The sequence below is a fragment of the Pedobacter sp. W3I1 genome (assembly GCF_030816015.1).
GTDB lineage: Bacteria > Bacteroidota > Bacteroidia > Sphingobacteriales > Sphingobacteriaceae > Pedobacter.
The window spans coordinates 4,118,406-4,135,388 of the sequence record NZ_JAUSXN010000001.1 but is presented as its reverse complement, the minus strand read 5'-3'; the positions used below and the strand labels follow the sequence as shown (position 1 = coordinate 4,135,388).

The following is a 16,983-nucleotide window of genomic DNA, read 5'->3' as shown; positions in this document are numbered from 1 at the left end:
AAATGAACATAAATAAAAAAATTGCATCCCTTTTGCTATTGGGTATTTTATCAGCAGGTTCGTGGTCTTGCAAAAAAATGCTTGATGTACCAACCGAAGATAAGTTAGATAGTGTAAATGCTTTTAAAACAGTATCTGATGCAGATGCTGCGGTTATCGGTATTTACGGTCAGTTTTTGGGGCTGGAAAAACTATATATCCTGCAGAATGAGTTGCGTGGCGATTTAATGGATGTTACCTCCAAATCAAGTACCGAATTGCAGGAACTGTCATCACATACGGAAACGAAAAACAATCAATATGTAGATCCAAGACCATATTATCAGGTAATTGTGAATTGTAACGATGTGCTCAAAAACTTTAAAATGATGGTCGATGATCGCCGGATGAGTGTTGATGATTACAACAAACGCTACTCAGATATTGCCACATTAAGAAGCTGGATTTACCTGCATTTAGGTATTCAATATGGTAGCATACCTTATATAACCGATGCAATCGAAACCGTAGATGATTTGAAGAACCTGGCCAATTACCCTAAAACACCATTTGATCAGCTATTGGATAAATTAATTGCCTTTAACGAAAGCCTGCCATATAAAGAAGCTTATGCTTATCCAACAGGAACTTCCCTGCTGGTTACCATTGATGCTAACAGCACGCAAAAGTTGTTTGCTTCAAAAGCCTTTTTGTTAGGTGATCTTTATTTGTGGAAAGGGAATTACATTAAAGCAGCAGAAAATTATGCCAGGCTGATGAATGCCGAAAACAATAACGGGAATGATAATTTTAGGTTTAATTTTTATAAGATCAATAACTCTGGAGATCCTGTCTATGCTAATTTAGCCATCTTATTTAGCAGAAGCGGACAAGATCCTACGAGTTTAATCAATAGTGTGGATGCAGGCTGGAGGGCTATTTTTGGCTTACCAACAACATCAAGTGCATGGAGTTCAGAATGGTTTTGGTCTATGCCTTACAATACAGCATTTAAGCCTGTAAATCCAATGATTGATTTATGTTCGCCACTAAAAAGTTATCAGATTAAGCCCTCACAGGCCATAAAAGATCTTTGGAACAACCAGATTACCACTGGCGGTATTCCATTCGATCCAAGAAGCAAATTATCGTTCAATACTTCTGCTATGGGTGATGAAATTACCAAACTCACCGATAATGGCGGTAAATGGGGCATTTACAGGGCACCTCTATTACATCTTCGTTTTTCGGAAGCAGCCAATAGAGATGGACAGACTAAATTAGGTTGGGCATTGTTAAACACTGGCATTAGGAATACTTATTATGTAGGTACGTTTACAGCTGGCGCGCAGGCACCTGTTTCAGTAGCCGAGTTAAATACCATGATTACGCCTTATCCGCAAACCTCTCCTTATTATTTCGATGCCAGAAAAAATAACGATGTTTCGGGTACCTGGTACCGTAACTGTGGCATTAGGGGTAGGGCCGTAGTAAATGCTATCGATGTGAGTTACCAGACAGATATGGTTGGCTTAGAAGGTAAATTAATTGATGAGGCTGCACTGGAGCTTGCTTTTGAAGGTAACCGCTGGCCAGATTTGGTTCGTATTGCCCGCAGACAGAACAATCCGGCATTTTTAGCTGATCGCATTTATCAAAAGCTGTTAAAAGCAGGCAACCCTAATGCAAGCCTTACCCGACAGAAATTAATGGATCCAGCCAATTGGGTCCTGCCTTTTGACTGGAAATAAAAAAAATATAAAAGGAGGTTGTATCATAATGGCGATTTCACCTCAAATGCTGTCATGTTGAGCTTGTCGAAACACCTCAAAGAGTACTTAACAGGCCCTTCGACAGGCTCAGGATGACAAATCTATATTATGGAAACAACCTCTTATTATTTTTAAATGACTTCGAGGCTCAAAATCTGAGCCTTGTACGCTGCCGGTAGAATCAGGTTTCTTAGCGGTTTGTTCAGCCTGAGCTTCCTGCTTATTTTGTATAAAGTAAGCACGGGTTTAATTGCTTTTCCATTCCCCAGCTTCAGCAATTCATTCACTTTAAGGGGAACGATGAGGACTTGTATTTTTCGCATTAATGAATATCTCAGAAAGCCCAGGTGTTTTTTGTACTGGTCATAAAGATCATGAGAAAAGCAGCTATAAATCAAATTTTCCTGTAGCTGTTGTTCGTGCATCATTAGCCATACTGCAAAATTAGTAGGGAGGCCATTTATTTCCATGCGATACCCAACTTGATAGAAAGTAGAAAATATTTCTTCTTTTTCTGTTAGTGTGAGTTTTCTTTCCAACACTTCAAAAGCGCTGATGGAATAGTTAATCAGCATAAATAGTACATCTCTATAGGCCCAATCTGGAATTTTAGCACTTCTTGCAGCTTCAACATGCTGATGGATTATGGTAATCTGATCTATCGCAGCGTTTGCTTCCGTTAAAGAGGAAAACACGATTTTTTGCGCATAGGCAACTGTAGAAAACAATCTTCCCAACGGATCTTTAGGTAGTTTACCCGTAAAATATAACCAATCAACAGCTTTATTCAGGCTAAATTCTGCCGCGGCGCCAGCAAAAATAAAAAGAACAACAACTGTATTGCCCCATATTTTCCTTACAATAGAATGTTTATCTACAAAGTCCATAATCCATAATGCTCTTCAAATATTTCAATTTTTTTGATGTTGATGCGGCATAGTATCAGTGGGATAATGCCGATGATGCCGAAAGAACAGTCTATTACTTGCCAAAATACTGGGATTTGACGAATGTTCCCGGCAATTAATGCCAATGGAATAATAGCGAAACAGCAGATAATACCAAAGTCGATTACCCATTTGTTTTTTACAGGGTCTTTTAATGGACCGATAAAAAGTATGGCCAACATGATATGGGCAAAAGCCAGCCAATCTGTACCATAACTTAAAAACGGATAACTAAGATTAGTTGTTTTAATGGCTTGATAAACCGTTCCAAGCCAGATTTGAAGGTTGATTGGTAAAACTTCGCGGTGTTTAACCAGATAAGCCATTTCTGTTTCTAAGGGGAAAGCGGTTAATCCGCTTATTGCCAGTCCGATAATAATCATACAGACATAGGTTTTTGAATGTAACCTTAATTTTTGTTCTTCGGTATTCATAATTGATTGCCGATTAAATAATGGTGATTTTCAAGTTATTATAAGCCCGATGAATAAATTGCTTCATATTTCTATGTTTTGTAAAGTGCTTTGTATTTCAAAGTAAATGCTAAAAATTGAATATTCCAAAAAAAGTTAAGATTTTGATAAGAACCTCGTTTCGATTATTAATATTCCTTTAAAGGTCTACTGAAGACATTTTTCGTTCATAGCCGTCACCCTGAATTTATTTCAGGGTCTATCTAGCAGGAAAGATGCTGATCCCGAAGCTTCGGGACAGCAAGACGATCGCGTTAGTTTCACAGGCTTAAAATTAGTCAGTATGAATAAATTTTAACCAAACTGAGGTTAAGAGGATTTTTTTGTCTTGTAATGAGATTGGAAATAGAAGATAGGTTGCACTTAAAGATTGTGGAATAGCAGGCTATTTGCATGGATTTGCACAAGATAACTTTATGTTTTAAAAAGCAAAAGAGCCAGCATCGCGCTGGCGCTCTTGTTATCATTAACTAAACTAAATCAACGCACTGCTTCGAGCAGCTGTTTCATTCGTTAAACAAATATCTGTCACATTGACAATTAAAACGAAGGCGTCTGCTAAATACGGAAAATGTCCTGTTGGGTAGGTTTTTGCGGAATTTAATTCTGTCGGTAGTTTTAATTATACTGTTTGCCAAAATTTTGTTCTTTTTTTTACGCTCCGCTTAAGGGTTTAATGAGAGAGTATTTATATATTTGAATATTCATTATAAACTAAGCCTAGAAAAGAAATAAATAGACTAACCACTATAATGGAATTATACACCCCTGACCAAACAGATAGAGATATTTTAACACTTTTACAAAAGGATGCAAGGCTAACCTATAAGGAACTGGCCGCTATGCTCCATCTTTCAAAATCGCCCATTCAGGAACGTGTAAAACGCTTAGAACGTTTAGGATTCATTTCTTCGGTAGTGGCATTAATTGATCCCAATAAATTCGAGAACTGTATGATATCCTATTTACAGGTTCAGCTTACCAATCACTCTGTTAATGCCTTCAGGTTATTTCAGCAGGAGGTAAGCAAACTGGATGAAGTACTGGAATGTTATCATACCACAGGAGGCTTTGATTTTATGTTAAAGGTTGTTGCAAGAAATATGATCGCTTATAATGATTTTCTAATCAACAAATTTGGTCGTTTGGATAATATCGGTACCCTCAATAGCTCACTTGTCATTACGCAGGCAAAACGCGAAACCGCTTTACCTGTATAACAAGATCATTAAATTTATAAACCAAAAAAGCACCCCGCGTTTAAATCGGAGTGCTTTTCTGCTTATTCCAGGTTATATTGCCACGTTGATCTGTACATTGATATTACCACGGGTAGCTTTAGAGTACGGACAGGTTTGATGCGCCACTTCAACTACTGTTTTTGCTTCTTCGTAGGTAAGTCCGGGTAAAATTACATTTAACCTTGCCTGAAGGCTAAAACCACTATCAGTCAAAGCCAGATCAACTTCTGCATCAATTGCAGCATCCGCAGGAAGTGCAATTTGAAGTTGAGGAGCATTATGTTTCATTGCGCCAATAAAACATGCAGCCCAGCCTGCAGCAAATAACTGTTCAGGATTTGTTCCTTTTCCAGCACTGCCAGGAGATGATAATGCGGTGTCAAGCGCTCCATCGCTACTTTTTGCAAAGCCCTCGCGGCCACCACTTACATGAACTTTTCCAGTATAAAGTACTTTGTTAATGACTACATTTAAAGTATTTGTTGATTCAATTGCATTTTGATTTTCCATTTTTTTTGAAATTTTATTGTGAATATTTGAATTTATGAGATGTTATTAAGCCATCATTGCCACCTGGATAATGGCGTCTGCAAATGCTTTAGGTGCTTCCTGCGGAAGATTATGCCCAATGCCACCACTTAAGTTGTAGTGTGCATATTTGCCTTTAAACTTAGCTGCATAATTATTTGGATTGCCGTGTGGAGCACCATTGGCATCACCTTCCAGTGTGATGGTCGGAATGGTTATTGCCGGAAATGTGGTCAGTATTTTTTCATATTTATCATATCGAGATTCTCCTTCTACCAGCCCTAATCTCCACCTGTAGTTATGGATTACAATGGAAACATGATCTGGATTATCCAATTCAACTGCTGACTTTTCGAAAACGGCATCAGTGAACTTCCATTCCGGAGAAGCGGTTTGCCAGATCAGTTTCGCAAAATCTTTTCGGTTAGCTTCATAACCTAAACAACCACGTTCTGTAGCAAAATAGAATTGATACCACCATGATAATTCTGCTTCTGGCAACAAAGGTTTTTGGTTTAGCTCCTGGCTTCCAATAAGGTATCCGCTTACCGAAACCATTGCTTTACAACGCTCAGGCCATAATGCAGCTATAATGTTGGCCGTTCTTGCTCCCCAATCAAACCCACCTATTACTGCTTTATCTATTTTTAAGGCATCCATCAAAGCAATAATATCTGCTGCAATAGCCGATTGTTGTCCATTTCTTGGCGTTTTTGCTGAGAGAAACTGCGTACTGCCATGGCCGCGAAAGTGTGGAACAATTACACGATATCCTTCTGCAGAAAGCAAAGCTGCTACATCAGCATAACTATGAATTGTATAGGGCCATCCGTGCAGTAGTATAACTGGTTCACCATCTGCGGGTCCGCTTTCTGCATAACCCATATTTAATACACCTGCATGAATTTGTTTTGTGGTATCGAAGGATGTATTGCTATGCGTGTAATTGTTGCTGGATTTGTTCTCCACATTTTCTTTTGCACTCAAAAGGTTTAATCCTCCAAGTTCGGCAACGGCAACAGTTAGTGCGGCTACACTTAAAAAGCGCCTGCGGCTATAATTATTTTGATTTTCCATAGTTCTAAATTTTGTTAACAATTAATGTTTTACTCCCTTAGGTATGTCAAAATTAATGCGGTTAGAAAGAGGGGATTAGCCTTTTCGGGATGAAATAGACAAATTAGGTTTTGACCTATACATTGTTAGCCCTGAGCAGGACTGGAATTGAATCCAAAGGCGTGGTTGCCCCGTGTAATATCAAGTTATTTATATGTTGTCAGTCTGAGCTTGTCGAAGACAAAAAATATTTGCCATTCTACAAGCTACCATTGGCGGGTTTAAATGAGGTGATCGTCTTCAGCGTAGGCGGGAATCTTAAAGCATTTGCACTACGATTATCTTCGATGAGCATTTCGTGGTTCCCAATCATTTACCAATGACAGATTCTAAAATTGGCGTCATCTCGACCGAAGCAAATGCGGAGTGGAGAGATCTTTGAACTATGTTTATTGGGAAGGTTAAAGATCTCTCCACTGCGGTCGAGATGACGATTTATCTTACCTGTCACCCAACTCCTTTTTTTTGCTAAAAAAACTGACCTCTGGGAATGACGACCCTCATAGCCTATCATTTGCAAAAAAAAACTGTCATTTATATTGATTTTTATGCAATAAATTAAGCCTCAGAATGACAGTGTGTTTTTTGTTTTCTCCTTAATTAAAAATCAGTTGCATAATTACTTTCTTACGGTTCAACATCAGTGTGTTAAAATCTTGAACTGTAATTTGGAATAACTGCTGGTATAATGGAGCCATAATTAATGGATAGGAAAGGAGCGAAAAAAGATTCATTAAGAAATGTGCCGGCTCTGTTTTTTCGATCGTACCTTTTTCCATTTCTTGCTGTACTTCTTTTAAAAATTGGTTAACCGGATTTGTTTGGATATTGCCCATAAGTTCTTTGCCCAAAGTATTAATTTCGGTTACCAGAAATGTTTCCTGATAGGGAAAAGCAATCATATCTTTCAAAAAAACAGTGATCAGGTGTTCAACTTTCTGCTTAAAAGGCATTTCAGATTCCATGCATTCGTTAAGGCGTTTACTTAGACCCTGCATCGTTTCCTGAAATACTGCTGCAATTAAGAGATCTCTTGAACGGAAATAATAGTGTAGTGCTGTTCTGTTTACACCAGCTGCGTCAGCTATTTCTTGCGTGGTCGCATGGAGCTTGCCTTCGGCAAACAATAACTTTTTAGCGGTATCTTTTATCAGTTGTTCTGTACCTGTATTTTTAAGTGGCATTTTTTATGAATGAAGGCTGTTTTTAATCATACTGATCTGGCTGTTTATGCCAATTTCTTTAATAAAGTGCTGATCATGCGAAATGACCAAAAGGGTGCCGTTAAAGTTTTTTACTGCTGAAGTTAATATTTTCAGACTCTGAATATCGAGGTTATTGGTGGGCTCATCGAGGATAAGCATATCAGGTGCTTGTTTACTTATTGCCAGGCAACATAAAGCCAGTTTCATTTTTTCGCCACCGCTTAATCCTATACATTTTCTATCAAACATTTCCCGGCTAAATTGTGAATAGATAAGCAACGATTTTAGTTCATGCTCCTGTAATCCATCATGATTATATTTTTGTACCTGTTCGTAAAGGCTGAGATCGGGCTTTATCATGGTATAATCCTGATCGAGATAAAGATATGAAAAATCCGGGCTCATATATTGACCTTCGGTAGGTTCTACAGCCCCGGTAATGATCTTGAGCAAAGTGGTTTTTCCTACACCATTATCTCCCTCAATATGCAAACGGTCTCCAGATCTTACCTGAAAAGTTAGCGCTTTCCATAAAGCGTTGCCATTATAACTGTAGTTAATGTTATTCGCATCAATCAGGATTTTACCGTGATGAAGATTGGAAGCAGCTATATTAATATGAAGTTGCTGGTATTGCTGTATTTGCGATCTGGTTTCCCTGATATGCTCAGCAAGATCTGATATTTTCTCGTGATGGGCATCCAATACCTTAGCTGTACTTTGCTGCGCTTTACTTTTAAGTCCACCAGCAACAATACGCGGCAACGAATTACTTAGTCCTTCACTTTTACCTTTTGCTTCCTTTTTTTGACGTTGTTCGGCCATATCTCGGGCTTTTTGCTGACTCTGCTTTAAAGTTTTAGCCTGCTCTTCTAGTTTTGCTTGTAAAGCATTTACTTTTTCCTGTCTTTGTTCCAGATAAAAGTCGAAATTACCACCAAAAACTTCTATTCCGGTTTGGCTAAGTACTAAAGTTTTGTTGAGGAGATTAAGCAGCGTTCTATCATGGCTAACGGCTAAAATTGTTGCTTTATGCTGTGTAATCAGATCGTATAACATGCCACGGCTGTTAGTATCCAGATGATTGGTAGGTTCGTCAAAAAGAATAATTCCGGGCTGATGAACCTCAATGCCTGCAAGAAAAACTTTTGTTTTTTGGCCACCGCTTAATGTTCCCATTAATCGATGCGCACTAAAATGCCCGATGCCCCATTTCGCCAGGGCCATTTCCAGTTTTTCTTCAACTTCCCAATCATCATCCAAATCTTCAAAATAACCTGCATCTACACTTCCATTAAGAATGGCCTGCATAGCATTGAGTTTTACATCTATCTTTAATGCTTCAGCGATAGATAAATGATCGTATTGGCCAAGGTGTTGGGGTACATACCAGGAACTTTCCGGGCGGATAATTTCTCCTGATGTGGGCAAACTTATACCTGCAATAAGCTGCAGCAAGGTCGATTTTCCCATGCCGTTAAGCCCAACCAAGGCTGCTTTTTCACCTTTACCTACTGTTAAATTTAATTCGTGGAAAAGCTTTTCTCTATCAGGATGGACATAACTAAGTGATCTGATGATTAAACTCATATTTTTTATTCTTGAATGCTAAAAACAAATTCGTTGCAAATATAATTATTTTAATATTTTTGTTTAACAAAATTGTTTAAATAAAAAATTAACTCTTCAACCTGATTTAAAACTAGTATTGTCTATTTCAGCGCCGAATCTGTCTGGTTCAGGCTTGAAATTGTTTCGCTACAAGATTTGCGTGATTACTTTAGGTAAAAAATGAAGAGGCGTATATGGTTTAGATTGGGATGCAGCCATCATATTCTTTTAAATTTAAGCGTAATAAATTATTATTTTTGATTATTCAGCCCACCTTAATTAGCCAGACTAAAAATTGATATGACTAAAAGCCCTTTAAAGATTTCACCTGCTATTATCTGGGTAAGTTCCATTTTTCTTGGGCTTTTATCTTCTGTTCCGCAAATAGCTGAGCATCATTTTAATGCTGCCGAAGCCGCTGTTAATGCTGGCATCACCTCAGTGTTTGCCTTGTTAATGTGGTATTTAAATATTTTTATGCTCTCGCGAAAGAGCAACAAGCCTGGCAAACAAGGAATTTCCTACTCCAGGTTATTTAAAAGTCTTTTAATTGGTATTGGGGTTATGCTTTGCCTGGCGTGGATTCAGCAATTGATCCTTTCGCACATTAATTTTGGTCCGGTGATGTTGATGGTCGAGGTAAGGGGGATATTGATCAATTTAATTTTTTATATGTTCCTCCATCTGTTACAGCAAAACTACGAAAATCAGCAGGTGAACATGGAATTGGAGAAAATCAAAAATGATAGTTTGGGCGCTCAGTACGAATTGCTTAAGCAACAAGTTAATCCTCATTTTCTTTTTAATAGCCTCAATACACTAAAGGCTATGGTCGAAACCGGTGATGAAGAAGCCGTTGATTTTATCCTTAAGCTCTCTAATTTCTATCGGTATACGCTTGAGAGCCGTAAATTAGACCTGATTCACGTTTCGGAAGAAGTGGAAATACTGAATGCTTATTTATTTTTACAAAAGGCAAGGTTTGATGGCGGCTTCACCTTTACTTCTACTTTAAATGAAGAAGTATTACACACCTTAATTCCACCCTTTACGCTGCAGCTGTTAATCGAAAACTGTATCAAACATAATGTAGTTTCGTTGGATAAACCTTTGCACATCAGTTTATATGCGCAGGAAGGGCAAATTGTTTTGGAAAACCCTATACATTTAAAAACAGCCGATAACAACTCATTGGGTGTAGGGCTGAAAAATATTACGTTGCGCTATCAACACCTTCTGGAAAAGCCAATTGAAATTAGTAATAATGGCCAAATTTTTAAAATTAAACTCCCATTAATTCATGAACATCATCATCATTGAGGATGAGCTGAAAACAGCTAAATCACTCGAAAATATAATTTTGAGCCTGAGGCCCGATGTTAAAATAGTAGGGCAGTACCAGAGTATTGAAGGATCTGTAAAAGCATTATCAGAACAGCCACAGCCCGATTTAATATTTATGGATATTCAATTGGCAGATGGATTATGTTTTGAAATATTTAAACAGGTCAAAGTAAATAGCCCCATTGTGTTCTGCACGGCCTTTGATGAATATTCGTTAGAAGCTTTTAAACGCAATGGGATAGACTATGTATTAAAACCATTTTCCAAAACAGATATTCAGGAGGCCTTTCAAAAGGTAGACGGTTTGCAGAATTTTTTTCAGCAAAAGGTAATCCCCGATTTAAGTAATTTATTGATAAAATTGAGCAGTCCAGCAGGAAAAGAGAGCTTTTTAGTGTTTAAAAACCAAAAATACACCACTGTTCAAACCGAGAATATTGCTTTCTTTTATATTAGGAATGATGCTTCGACCATTATGTGCTTCGATAAACAGGAGTTTGCATTAAGTCAATCTCTTGATCAGATTACGGCATTGGTATCGTCTAAACAATTCTTCAGGGTCAACCGTCAATATTTAGTGAACTTTAAAGCCATTAAGGAGATAGAACATTATTTCTTAAGGAAATTGTTTGTTAAACTGGTGATTGAAACTCCGGATAAGTTGCTGATTAATAAAGAAAAAACGCCTGCTTTTCTTTCCTGGATGGAAGATAGATAAGAAAAACCCATCTTTATTTGCTTTATGGTAACAAGCCTGGTCAGAAACGGATATCTGTTTTCTGGCCTTTTTATTTAGGAATATCCAGTCAGTACTTCTGTCTTACTTACCGGCTTCCTGTCTGGTTCTTCCGCTAATTTGTCTGCTTCAGCTATTTTTGGCTAATCTGAGCACGCACACCAGCTTATTTTTGATCAAAAAAGAATAAGAATTATGAAAACACTAAAAAGAATAGCGATCGTAAATGCGGTCATTGTAGCGGTAATAGCACTTAGCGCATTTATTTGGGCTGGATCTGCACAAGAAAAAAAAGTAGAACAGCCTTTTAACGGAAAAGGCTTTGCCGTTTTGGAATTATTTACGTCTGAAGGATGTTCGAGCTGTCCGCCAGCAGAAGAACTATTGGCCAAAATAGAGAAAGAATCTAATGGGAAACCAGTATATGTGCTCGGATACCATGTAGATTACTTCGATAATTTAGGTTGGAAGGATGTTTTTGGAAGCCCTGAAAATACAAAAAGGCAAAAAAAATATAGTGCCTGGCTAAATGCACAGGTTTATACGCCTCAATTGGTAATTAACGGTGCTCAAGAATTTATAGGATCAAATGAAAGTGACGTGAGAAACGCTATTAACAAACAGCTTCTGAATAAACCGCATACAGCCAGTTTAGCCTTCGATACCAAAAGAGATGGAGAGGTACTGACCATAAATTACGAAGCGAAAGATACCCAGGCTAGCGACGATCTCCTTTTTGCACTGGTACAAAAGAGCGGTAGCACCGATGTACAACGTGGGGAAAATGCAGGACTTAAATTATCCCACGTCCAAGTTGTACGAAAAACCTTAACACTGTCGCTAAAGGATGCAAAATCTGGAACGGCAGTATTCACTATCCCTAAAGGCAGCAGTGCCGAAAAATGGGAAGTAATCGGCATGGTTCAGGGTAGAACAACAGGCGTAATTTCAGCAGTAAACGCATCAGCAACTTTTTAGTCATACTTATCATCATGGAAAATCATCAAAATACCACAACCAACAGTTTACTGGTTGGATTGGCAACGTTAATGTCGACACTTTTTCTGGTTAGCCCTCCATTTGAAAAAAATCCACAACAATGTGAAATGGTGCAAAGCATCGGAAAGAAAAAGCAGAAAGGACTGGAGAATGAGCCAGTTGTATAACATCAAATCTAGTCACCATCCATAAACAATTTTATTAGCTAGGAGGTCGCCATATATTTGGCGACTTTTCTGTTTAAAAACAATACGCGCTGCGCTTTCGCCACAAGCACATAGAGTGACAGCGTGTTCACTGCCTTTGACGTTTAGCTTTTGTATGGATTAGAATTCTGTGCCAGGTGAAATTTCTTATACCTTAATTCGATAATTAAGCTGCTGAAAATGAAAGAGCGTGCTTCACACTGCTCTCAAAACCAACCTTCTGGTTAGTAATTACACTCCTTTTTCATCCTTGCGAGGAGAAACAACAAAGCGTAATTTGCTTATTAAACCAAAAATAATCGAATTTAGGTTATTAGGAAACGAGCGGCTTGTGGTTTTGGCAATTACAGCCCCGCTTTTGGTTCGAGTTCCGATGAAGGATCGGAAGCTCTTCCCGACAATCGGGTTTATTTAACCTGGACTACTGCAAGAAACTCAAATCTTTCATCAACCAGTAATAAAAATCGGCTATTGTAAACAAACCATTGTTAACTAAACCCGACAGTAGCGAGCATCCCAATTATTTCAATCGGGATAAAGCGAATGGCGGGGCTACAGCACCCATGAAATGTTGCCCTTTCATTTCCTGAAATTAGAAGGATCTATACTTAATAATTGAACTCGATGATTAGCTACTGAAAATGAACTATCGTGCTTCACGCTGTCCTCAAAAACCAGCCTTCAGGTTAGTTACGCTTCTTTTTTCGTTCTTGCGAGGAGGATCGACGAAGCGCAATCTCTTTCTGCAGCTGATAAAACCCATAAAAATAATCGAATTCAGGTTTATATAATAAAAAAGGCGCTACTTGCGCCCTTTTTATGTGAAAAACTGATTTAACTAGAATTTATTCAAACCTAAACAGCAGTTAAATTTGAATGTTGGGTAGGGTAAAGTTTTTGGAACATCAGGTAGGTTGTTGTAACTATAGCAAAGGCTATAATGGCATCGGTAGTGGCTAGAGGACCGATCACAATTAGTTTTGAGCAGAAAGCAAAAATGATATCAAAGAATATCCCTGCAAATACCCATTCTTTTAACCTTAACAATTTGTTGGGGATCAGTAGAACCGTAATTCCGGCTAATTTAGCAACACCAAGTACATAAATAAAGTACGCTGGATATCCCAGTTCTAATGTAATGTCCCAAACAATGGGGTTTTTTGTGAGTTCACAAATTCCGCTGGTGCCAAACCATAACGAAGTTAGTGAGGCGCCGATCCAATAAATGGTTTTTGTTGTTTTAAGTGTCATAATATTTTTTTTTAAGTGTTACCCAAAAATGTTGCATAAACATTCCAGAAACCAGTTGAATGGATCTGAACCAGACAAATTAAATCCTGAGTTAGACAATTGAACCAATTTTATCGCCCCACAACAGCAAAAAGTGTTGGGCCAACCATAAACAGTTTACGTACAGTGTGGTTTGCAATCGCATTTATTTCCATTGGGATGGAAGCTAAATTTTCCTCACTGGTAAAACTTCAGGGCGATTAACCCGCATTTACATTTGTTACAGCACAAATATTCAACATATTCAGGACCTTGTTATGGTCGTATATTTTATTGGGCGGATATCTATTTCCTATACCTGATTTTAAATAGGTGAGGAATTGGGTTAAGGAAATCTTTCTGTAGGCGTAGGGTCAATTTCATTAAATTATAAAGAAAACAAAGGCATTGTCATCCTGAGCTTGTCGAAGGACAAATATTTTTTGTTTTCGACCAGTAAAGGTCTTCAACAGGCCATCAATTACGTATTTACAAAATCGGTCGTCATTTCGACTGAAGCGCAGCGAAATGGAAAAATCTTTTAACATAGCTTAAAGATTTCTCCACTGCGGTCGAAATGACGATACTTCCAAACCCATTATTTAATTAAGCTTACTGTGTTTTATGGAATAAATTACTCTGCGATTGACAGATTTCTATACAGGGTTCGTCATTCCGCGCAGGCGGAAATCTTAAAGCGCTTGTATTAAGATTATCTGCGATGAGCACTTCGTGGTTCCCAACCGAGTTGGGAATGACGATACCCAGAGGCTATTCATTCCTTAAAACCATTTCATTTATATTGATTTTTATACAATAAATTAAGCCTCAGGATGACAACTTCTAATGATATAACTTCTCCCCGCAAAAAAAAAAGCGACATCACTGTCGCTTTTTAATTCTTTTTGTTTCATTATTTTATTTTGCCAATGCAACAGTTTGCAATGCATTTGTATCTGGGTTACTCATTTCTGTTGTGAGTGCAGCAAATCTGTCAAGATTTAATTTTGGTGTTTTACCCATTACCAAAGTATGTTTTTCAGTAGCACCGCTCAGTTTTAAATCGGCATTATTTTCGATTACAGTATATAAACTTTCTGTATCAGAATTGATTTCTGCAACCGCATTTCCACTTAAAAATACCTGAAGATATTTTAAATCCAATTTGCCAAGCGTTTTTATAACAGCATGATCAGATGCCTTAACCCTGTAGATATTATTAACATACAGGGTAATTTTGGCCACTTCTTTATCTTCTGAACTGATTTTTAATGCATATCCATCCTGGATTACTTTTACTTTGCCAGTATTGTCATCATTGTAGCTAATACCTTCTTTCTCTCTTTGAATTAAGGTAACTTCTACATTTCCGCTTACGATAACCTGGTTAATATTTTTAGGCGCAGAAACTTTGGTTGGTTGTTTCTCATCAGCCATTACGCTTGTAGAGAAAATAGCAGAACTTAAAACGATAGCTGCTAATACTGATTTTGTTAGGGTTTTGATTGAGGTTTTCATAATGCTGTTATTTATATATTTTCAATTAATATTTTGTGATTGTTTTGTAGATAAGACGCCCTTATCCCAAAAACGTTGCAGTAGAAATGCCGCTATTATACCAACACAGCTAAATTGTCGACGAACTGGATTTAAAAACTGCTCAATGGCCGATTTATTTTTGGATTCGATTGGCATGAGCTTCTGTTTATTCAGTTTTCCTCACCATCGCTGATTCTGTTAATACAAACTTAATGGTCAGATTTTATATTATCTTTAAACAAGAATTCTCAAATGCTCACCTGTAAGTTATTCAGTTAATTAGGAGAGAGGGAAATCTTAAAATTTAATTTTTTTGACCAAATGATTTGAATAATATGAGAAGTACAAAATCTAGCTACCTGGCTTTTTTTATTTGCCTGATTTATATCGGTTTTTGTGGTTTTATGTCTGATAAACAAGTATATCCACGTTTAGGTATTGTATCTGGTTTAACACAGGATAGTTTGGCTTATGCCTCAGGTTTTAAAATGATTGGCGAATCGGTTCCGAAGATGCTTTCACCTGCATTAACAGATGATCAGTTTAATGCTAATTTAAAAAAGATTAAAGCTGCAAAATGTAAAGTATTAACCTGTAACCTTTTTTATCCGGCAAGCATGAAAATAGCTGGACCCGATGTAGACGAGTCAAAGGTTTTAACCTATACTGAAACTGTTCTTTCAAGGGCTCAGCAGGCCGGAATTAAGTTTATTGTTTTGGGAAGCTCTGGTGCAAGGAGTATTCCGGCAGATTATAATATTGTAAAAGCAAAAACTGATTTTATTAGTTTATGCAAAAAACTGGGGCAAATTGCAGGTAAATACAAGGTTGTAATCCTGTTAGAAAACCTCGAGACTACAGAAACTAACTTCATCACTTCGTTAAAGTCGGCAGCGGAGATCGTAAGGGAGGTTGATCACCCAAATTTCAGGCTTAATGTTGATATATTTCATATGATGCGGGAAGGAGAATCACCAAATGAAATTGTTGCAGCTGGAGAACTGGTTGCATTTTCGGAGGTTGCCGAAAAACAAAACCGGTCATTACCTGGTGTTATGGGCGACGACTTTAGGCCCTATTTAAGAGCCTTGCATAAAATAAATTATAGAGGTTTCATTTTTATGGAAGGAAGCATCAAAAACGCTGCTACCGAAATGCCGCTTGCTTTCAAATATCTTTCTGCTCAGATTGCGGAAGTATATTCAGAAAAGAAAACAGATTAATTTATTTCTCATCCCTCTTAAATATAACCTGCTATTATTTAGATAATGACACCAGCGATTGCATGCTTAATTTTTCTGCAGTCTTATCAATATTTGGTAAACGCATTTTTGCCACGCTGGTTTCAACAGTTAAAGATGGGTTTTCATTTTTAGCAAGTGAAGCGATGTCTCTCACGGTGCTCGATAACATTTTAAGCGTAAGCATAAATTGACGGTCGATATTCCTGATTTTTTGAAGATCGACGTTTGGACTAAAGTGTTCTATATTTGAACGTTCACTTTGGTTGAATTGGATGCTATCTAAAAGAACCAGTTTGTCTGTAATTTGGGTCAATACTTCATCCGAAAGATTTAACCCCTGTATGCCTATTACCCTGTTGTTTTTTACATAATAATCTAAGCCATTAAAACTAATGAGGCTTAAGTTATTCCTGTTGATGATGTATTCTGCTTTTGGAAGGTTGTTTTTTGAACGATTTTATTAAATGCACTGCGCTGAGCAGCTAGTCGTTCAATCACATCGTTTCCATTCAATCTGTCTATATTCTCGAAAATATCAGGTTTTGTTTGTTTGTTTTGAGCAAGAACACCAATAGATAAGCAAGAAAATGAGGTGATTAAAAGAAATCCTAGAGCGGTTGATTTGGCACTTTTCATGCAACAAAGATACATTCATTATTGCTTAAGCTAAACTTTTTGTATGTTTAATATTACGTTTTTAGATGGTTTTTGAAATTTATTTGATGATAAAAGTCAATTTTTTATTTAACTGTTATTTAATACTTAAGAAATACA

The 16,983-nt window shown here is 37.4% G+C and carries 17 protein-coding genes; 7 read left to right on the top strand and 10 right to left on the bottom strand.

The window, feature by feature from the left end; genetic code table 11:
- Positions 1–2: 2 nt before the first annotated feature.
- A complete protein-coding gene (locus QF042_RS16925) occupies positions 3–1,730 on the top strand; it encodes a RagB/SusD family nutrient uptake outer membrane protein (protein ID WP_307530495.1) in 1,728 nt (575 codons plus the stop codon).
- A 152-nt stretch (positions 1,731–1,882) separates the two neighbouring features.
- On the opposite strand, the gene QF042_RS16920 is transcribed toward QF042_RS16925, so the two are convergent.
- A complete protein-coding gene (locus QF042_RS16920; RefSeq protein WP_307530493.1) occupies positions 1,883–2,638 on the bottom strand; it encodes an oxygenase MpaB family protein in 756 nt (251 codons plus the stop codon).
- Positions 2,626–3,132, bottom strand: a complete 507-nt coding sequence (locus QF042_RS16915) for a hypothetical protein (RefSeq protein ID WP_307530491.1) — start codon at positions 3,130–3,132, stop codon at positions 2,626–2,628. Before QF042_RS16915 ends, QF042_RS16920 begins: the two co-directional genes overlap by 13 nt.
- Before the next feature lie 791 nt (positions 3,133–3,923).
- Between QF042_RS16915 and QF042_RS16910 the strand changes: the two genes are divergently transcribed.
- A complete protein-coding gene (locus QF042_RS16910) occupies positions 3,924–4,391 on the top strand; it encodes an Lrp/AsnC family transcriptional regulator (protein WP_057934832.1) in 468 nt (155 codons plus the stop codon).
- A gap of 72 nt (positions 4,392–4,463) precedes the next feature.
- On the opposite strand, the gene QF042_RS16905 is transcribed toward QF042_RS16910, so the two are convergent.
- The 4 genes from QF042_RS16905 to QF042_RS16890 all read right to left on the bottom strand — a co-directional run bounded on the left by QF042_RS16905 (position 4,464) and on the right by QF042_RS16890 (position 8,851).
- Positions 4,464–4,922 carry an organic hydroperoxide resistance protein gene (locus QF042_RS16905; protein ID WP_307530489.1) on the bottom strand — a complete coding sequence of 153 codons (459 nt, stop codon included), beginning with the start codon at positions 4,920–4,922 and terminating at the stop codon, positions 4,464–4,466.
- Positions 4,923–4,967: 45 nt separating this feature from the next.
- Positions 4,968–6,017, bottom strand: coding sequence for an alpha/beta fold hydrolase (locus tag QF042_RS16900; protein WP_307530488.1), 1,050 nt, complete (start codon positions 6,015–6,017; stop codon positions 4,968–4,970).
- Between the two features lie 635 nt (positions 6,018–6,652).
- Positions 6,653–7,240, bottom strand: a complete 588-nt coding sequence (locus QF042_RS16895) for a TetR/AcrR family transcriptional regulator (protein WP_307530487.1) — start codon at positions 7,238–7,240, stop codon at positions 6,653–6,655.
- A gap of 3 nt (positions 7,241–7,243) precedes the next feature.
- Complete coding sequence (locus QF042_RS16890) at positions 7,244–8,851, bottom strand: ABC-F family ATP-binding cassette domain-containing protein (protein WP_307530485.1); 1,608 nt, start codon at positions 8,849–8,851, stop codon at positions 7,244–7,246.
- Between the two features lie 321 nt (positions 8,852–9,172).
- Between QF042_RS16890 and QF042_RS16885 the strand changes: the two genes are divergently transcribed.
- The 4 genes from QF042_RS16885 to QF042_RS16870 all read left to right on the top strand — a co-directional run bounded on the left by QF042_RS16885 (position 9,173) and on the right by QF042_RS16870 (position 12,118).
- A complete protein-coding gene (locus tag QF042_RS16885) occupies positions 9,173–10,192 on the top strand; it encodes a sensor histidine kinase (protein ID WP_307530482.1) in 1,020 nt (339 codons plus the stop codon).
- The gene (locus tag QF042_RS16880) at positions 10,173–10,934 is read left to right on the top strand and encodes a LytTR family DNA-binding domain-containing protein (protein ID WP_307530480.1); all 762 of its coding nucleotides are present in this window, start codon (positions 10,173–10,175) and stop codon (positions 10,932–10,934) included. The genes QF042_RS16885 and QF042_RS16880 overlap by 20 nt, the downstream gene beginning before the upstream one ends.
- 213 nt (positions 10,935–11,147) lie before the next feature.
- On the top strand, positions 11,148–11,930 hold the full coding sequence (locus QF042_RS16875; RefSeq protein ID WP_307530478.1) for a thioredoxin family protein: 783 nt from the start codon (positions 11,148–11,150) through the stop codon (positions 11,928–11,930).
- Between the two features lie 14 nt (positions 11,931–11,944).
- Positions 11,945–12,118 (top strand): hypothetical protein, encoded by a 174-nt coding sequence (locus QF042_RS16870; RefSeq protein WP_307530476.1) that lies wholly within the window; start codon positions 11,945–11,947, stop codon positions 12,116–12,118.
- Positions 12,119–13,012: 894 nt separating this feature from the next.
- Here QF042_RS16870 and QF042_RS16865 read toward each other — a convergent pair.
- Both QF042_RS16865 and QF042_RS16860 read right to left on the bottom strand, forming a co-directional pair.
- The gene (locus QF042_RS16865) at positions 13,013–13,408 is read right to left on the bottom strand and encodes a DoxX family protein (RefSeq protein ID WP_307530474.1); all 396 of its coding nucleotides are present in this window, start codon (positions 13,406–13,408) and stop codon (positions 13,013–13,015) included.
- A 936-nt stretch (positions 13,409–14,344) separates the two neighbouring features.
- Positions 14,345–14,944, bottom strand: a complete 600-nt coding sequence (locus QF042_RS16860) for a GIN domain-containing protein (protein ID WP_307530472.1) — start codon at positions 14,942–14,944, stop codon at positions 14,345–14,347.
- Between the two features lie 356 nt (positions 14,945–15,300).
- Between QF042_RS16860 and QF042_RS16855 the strand changes: the two genes are divergently transcribed.
- Positions 15,301–16,188: a sugar phosphate isomerase/epimerase gene (locus QF042_RS16855; RefSeq protein WP_307530470.1), complete on the top strand. Its 888-nt coding sequence runs from the start codon at positions 15,301–15,303 to the stop codon at positions 16,186–16,188.
- Between the two features lie 34 nt (positions 16,189–16,222).
- On the opposite strand, the gene QF042_RS16850 is transcribed toward QF042_RS16855, so the two are convergent.
- Entirely contained in the window at positions 16,223–16,522 is a 300-nt protein-coding gene (locus QF042_RS16850) for a hypothetical protein (RefSeq protein ID WP_307530468.1), read from the bottom strand.
- Positions 16,523–16,608: 86 nt separating this feature from the next.
- Positions 16,609–16,845: a hypothetical protein gene (locus QF042_RS16845; RefSeq protein WP_307530466.1), complete on the bottom strand. Its 237-nt coding sequence runs from the start codon at positions 16,843–16,845 to the stop codon at positions 16,609–16,611.
- Positions 16,846–16,983: the final 138 nt, after the last annotated feature.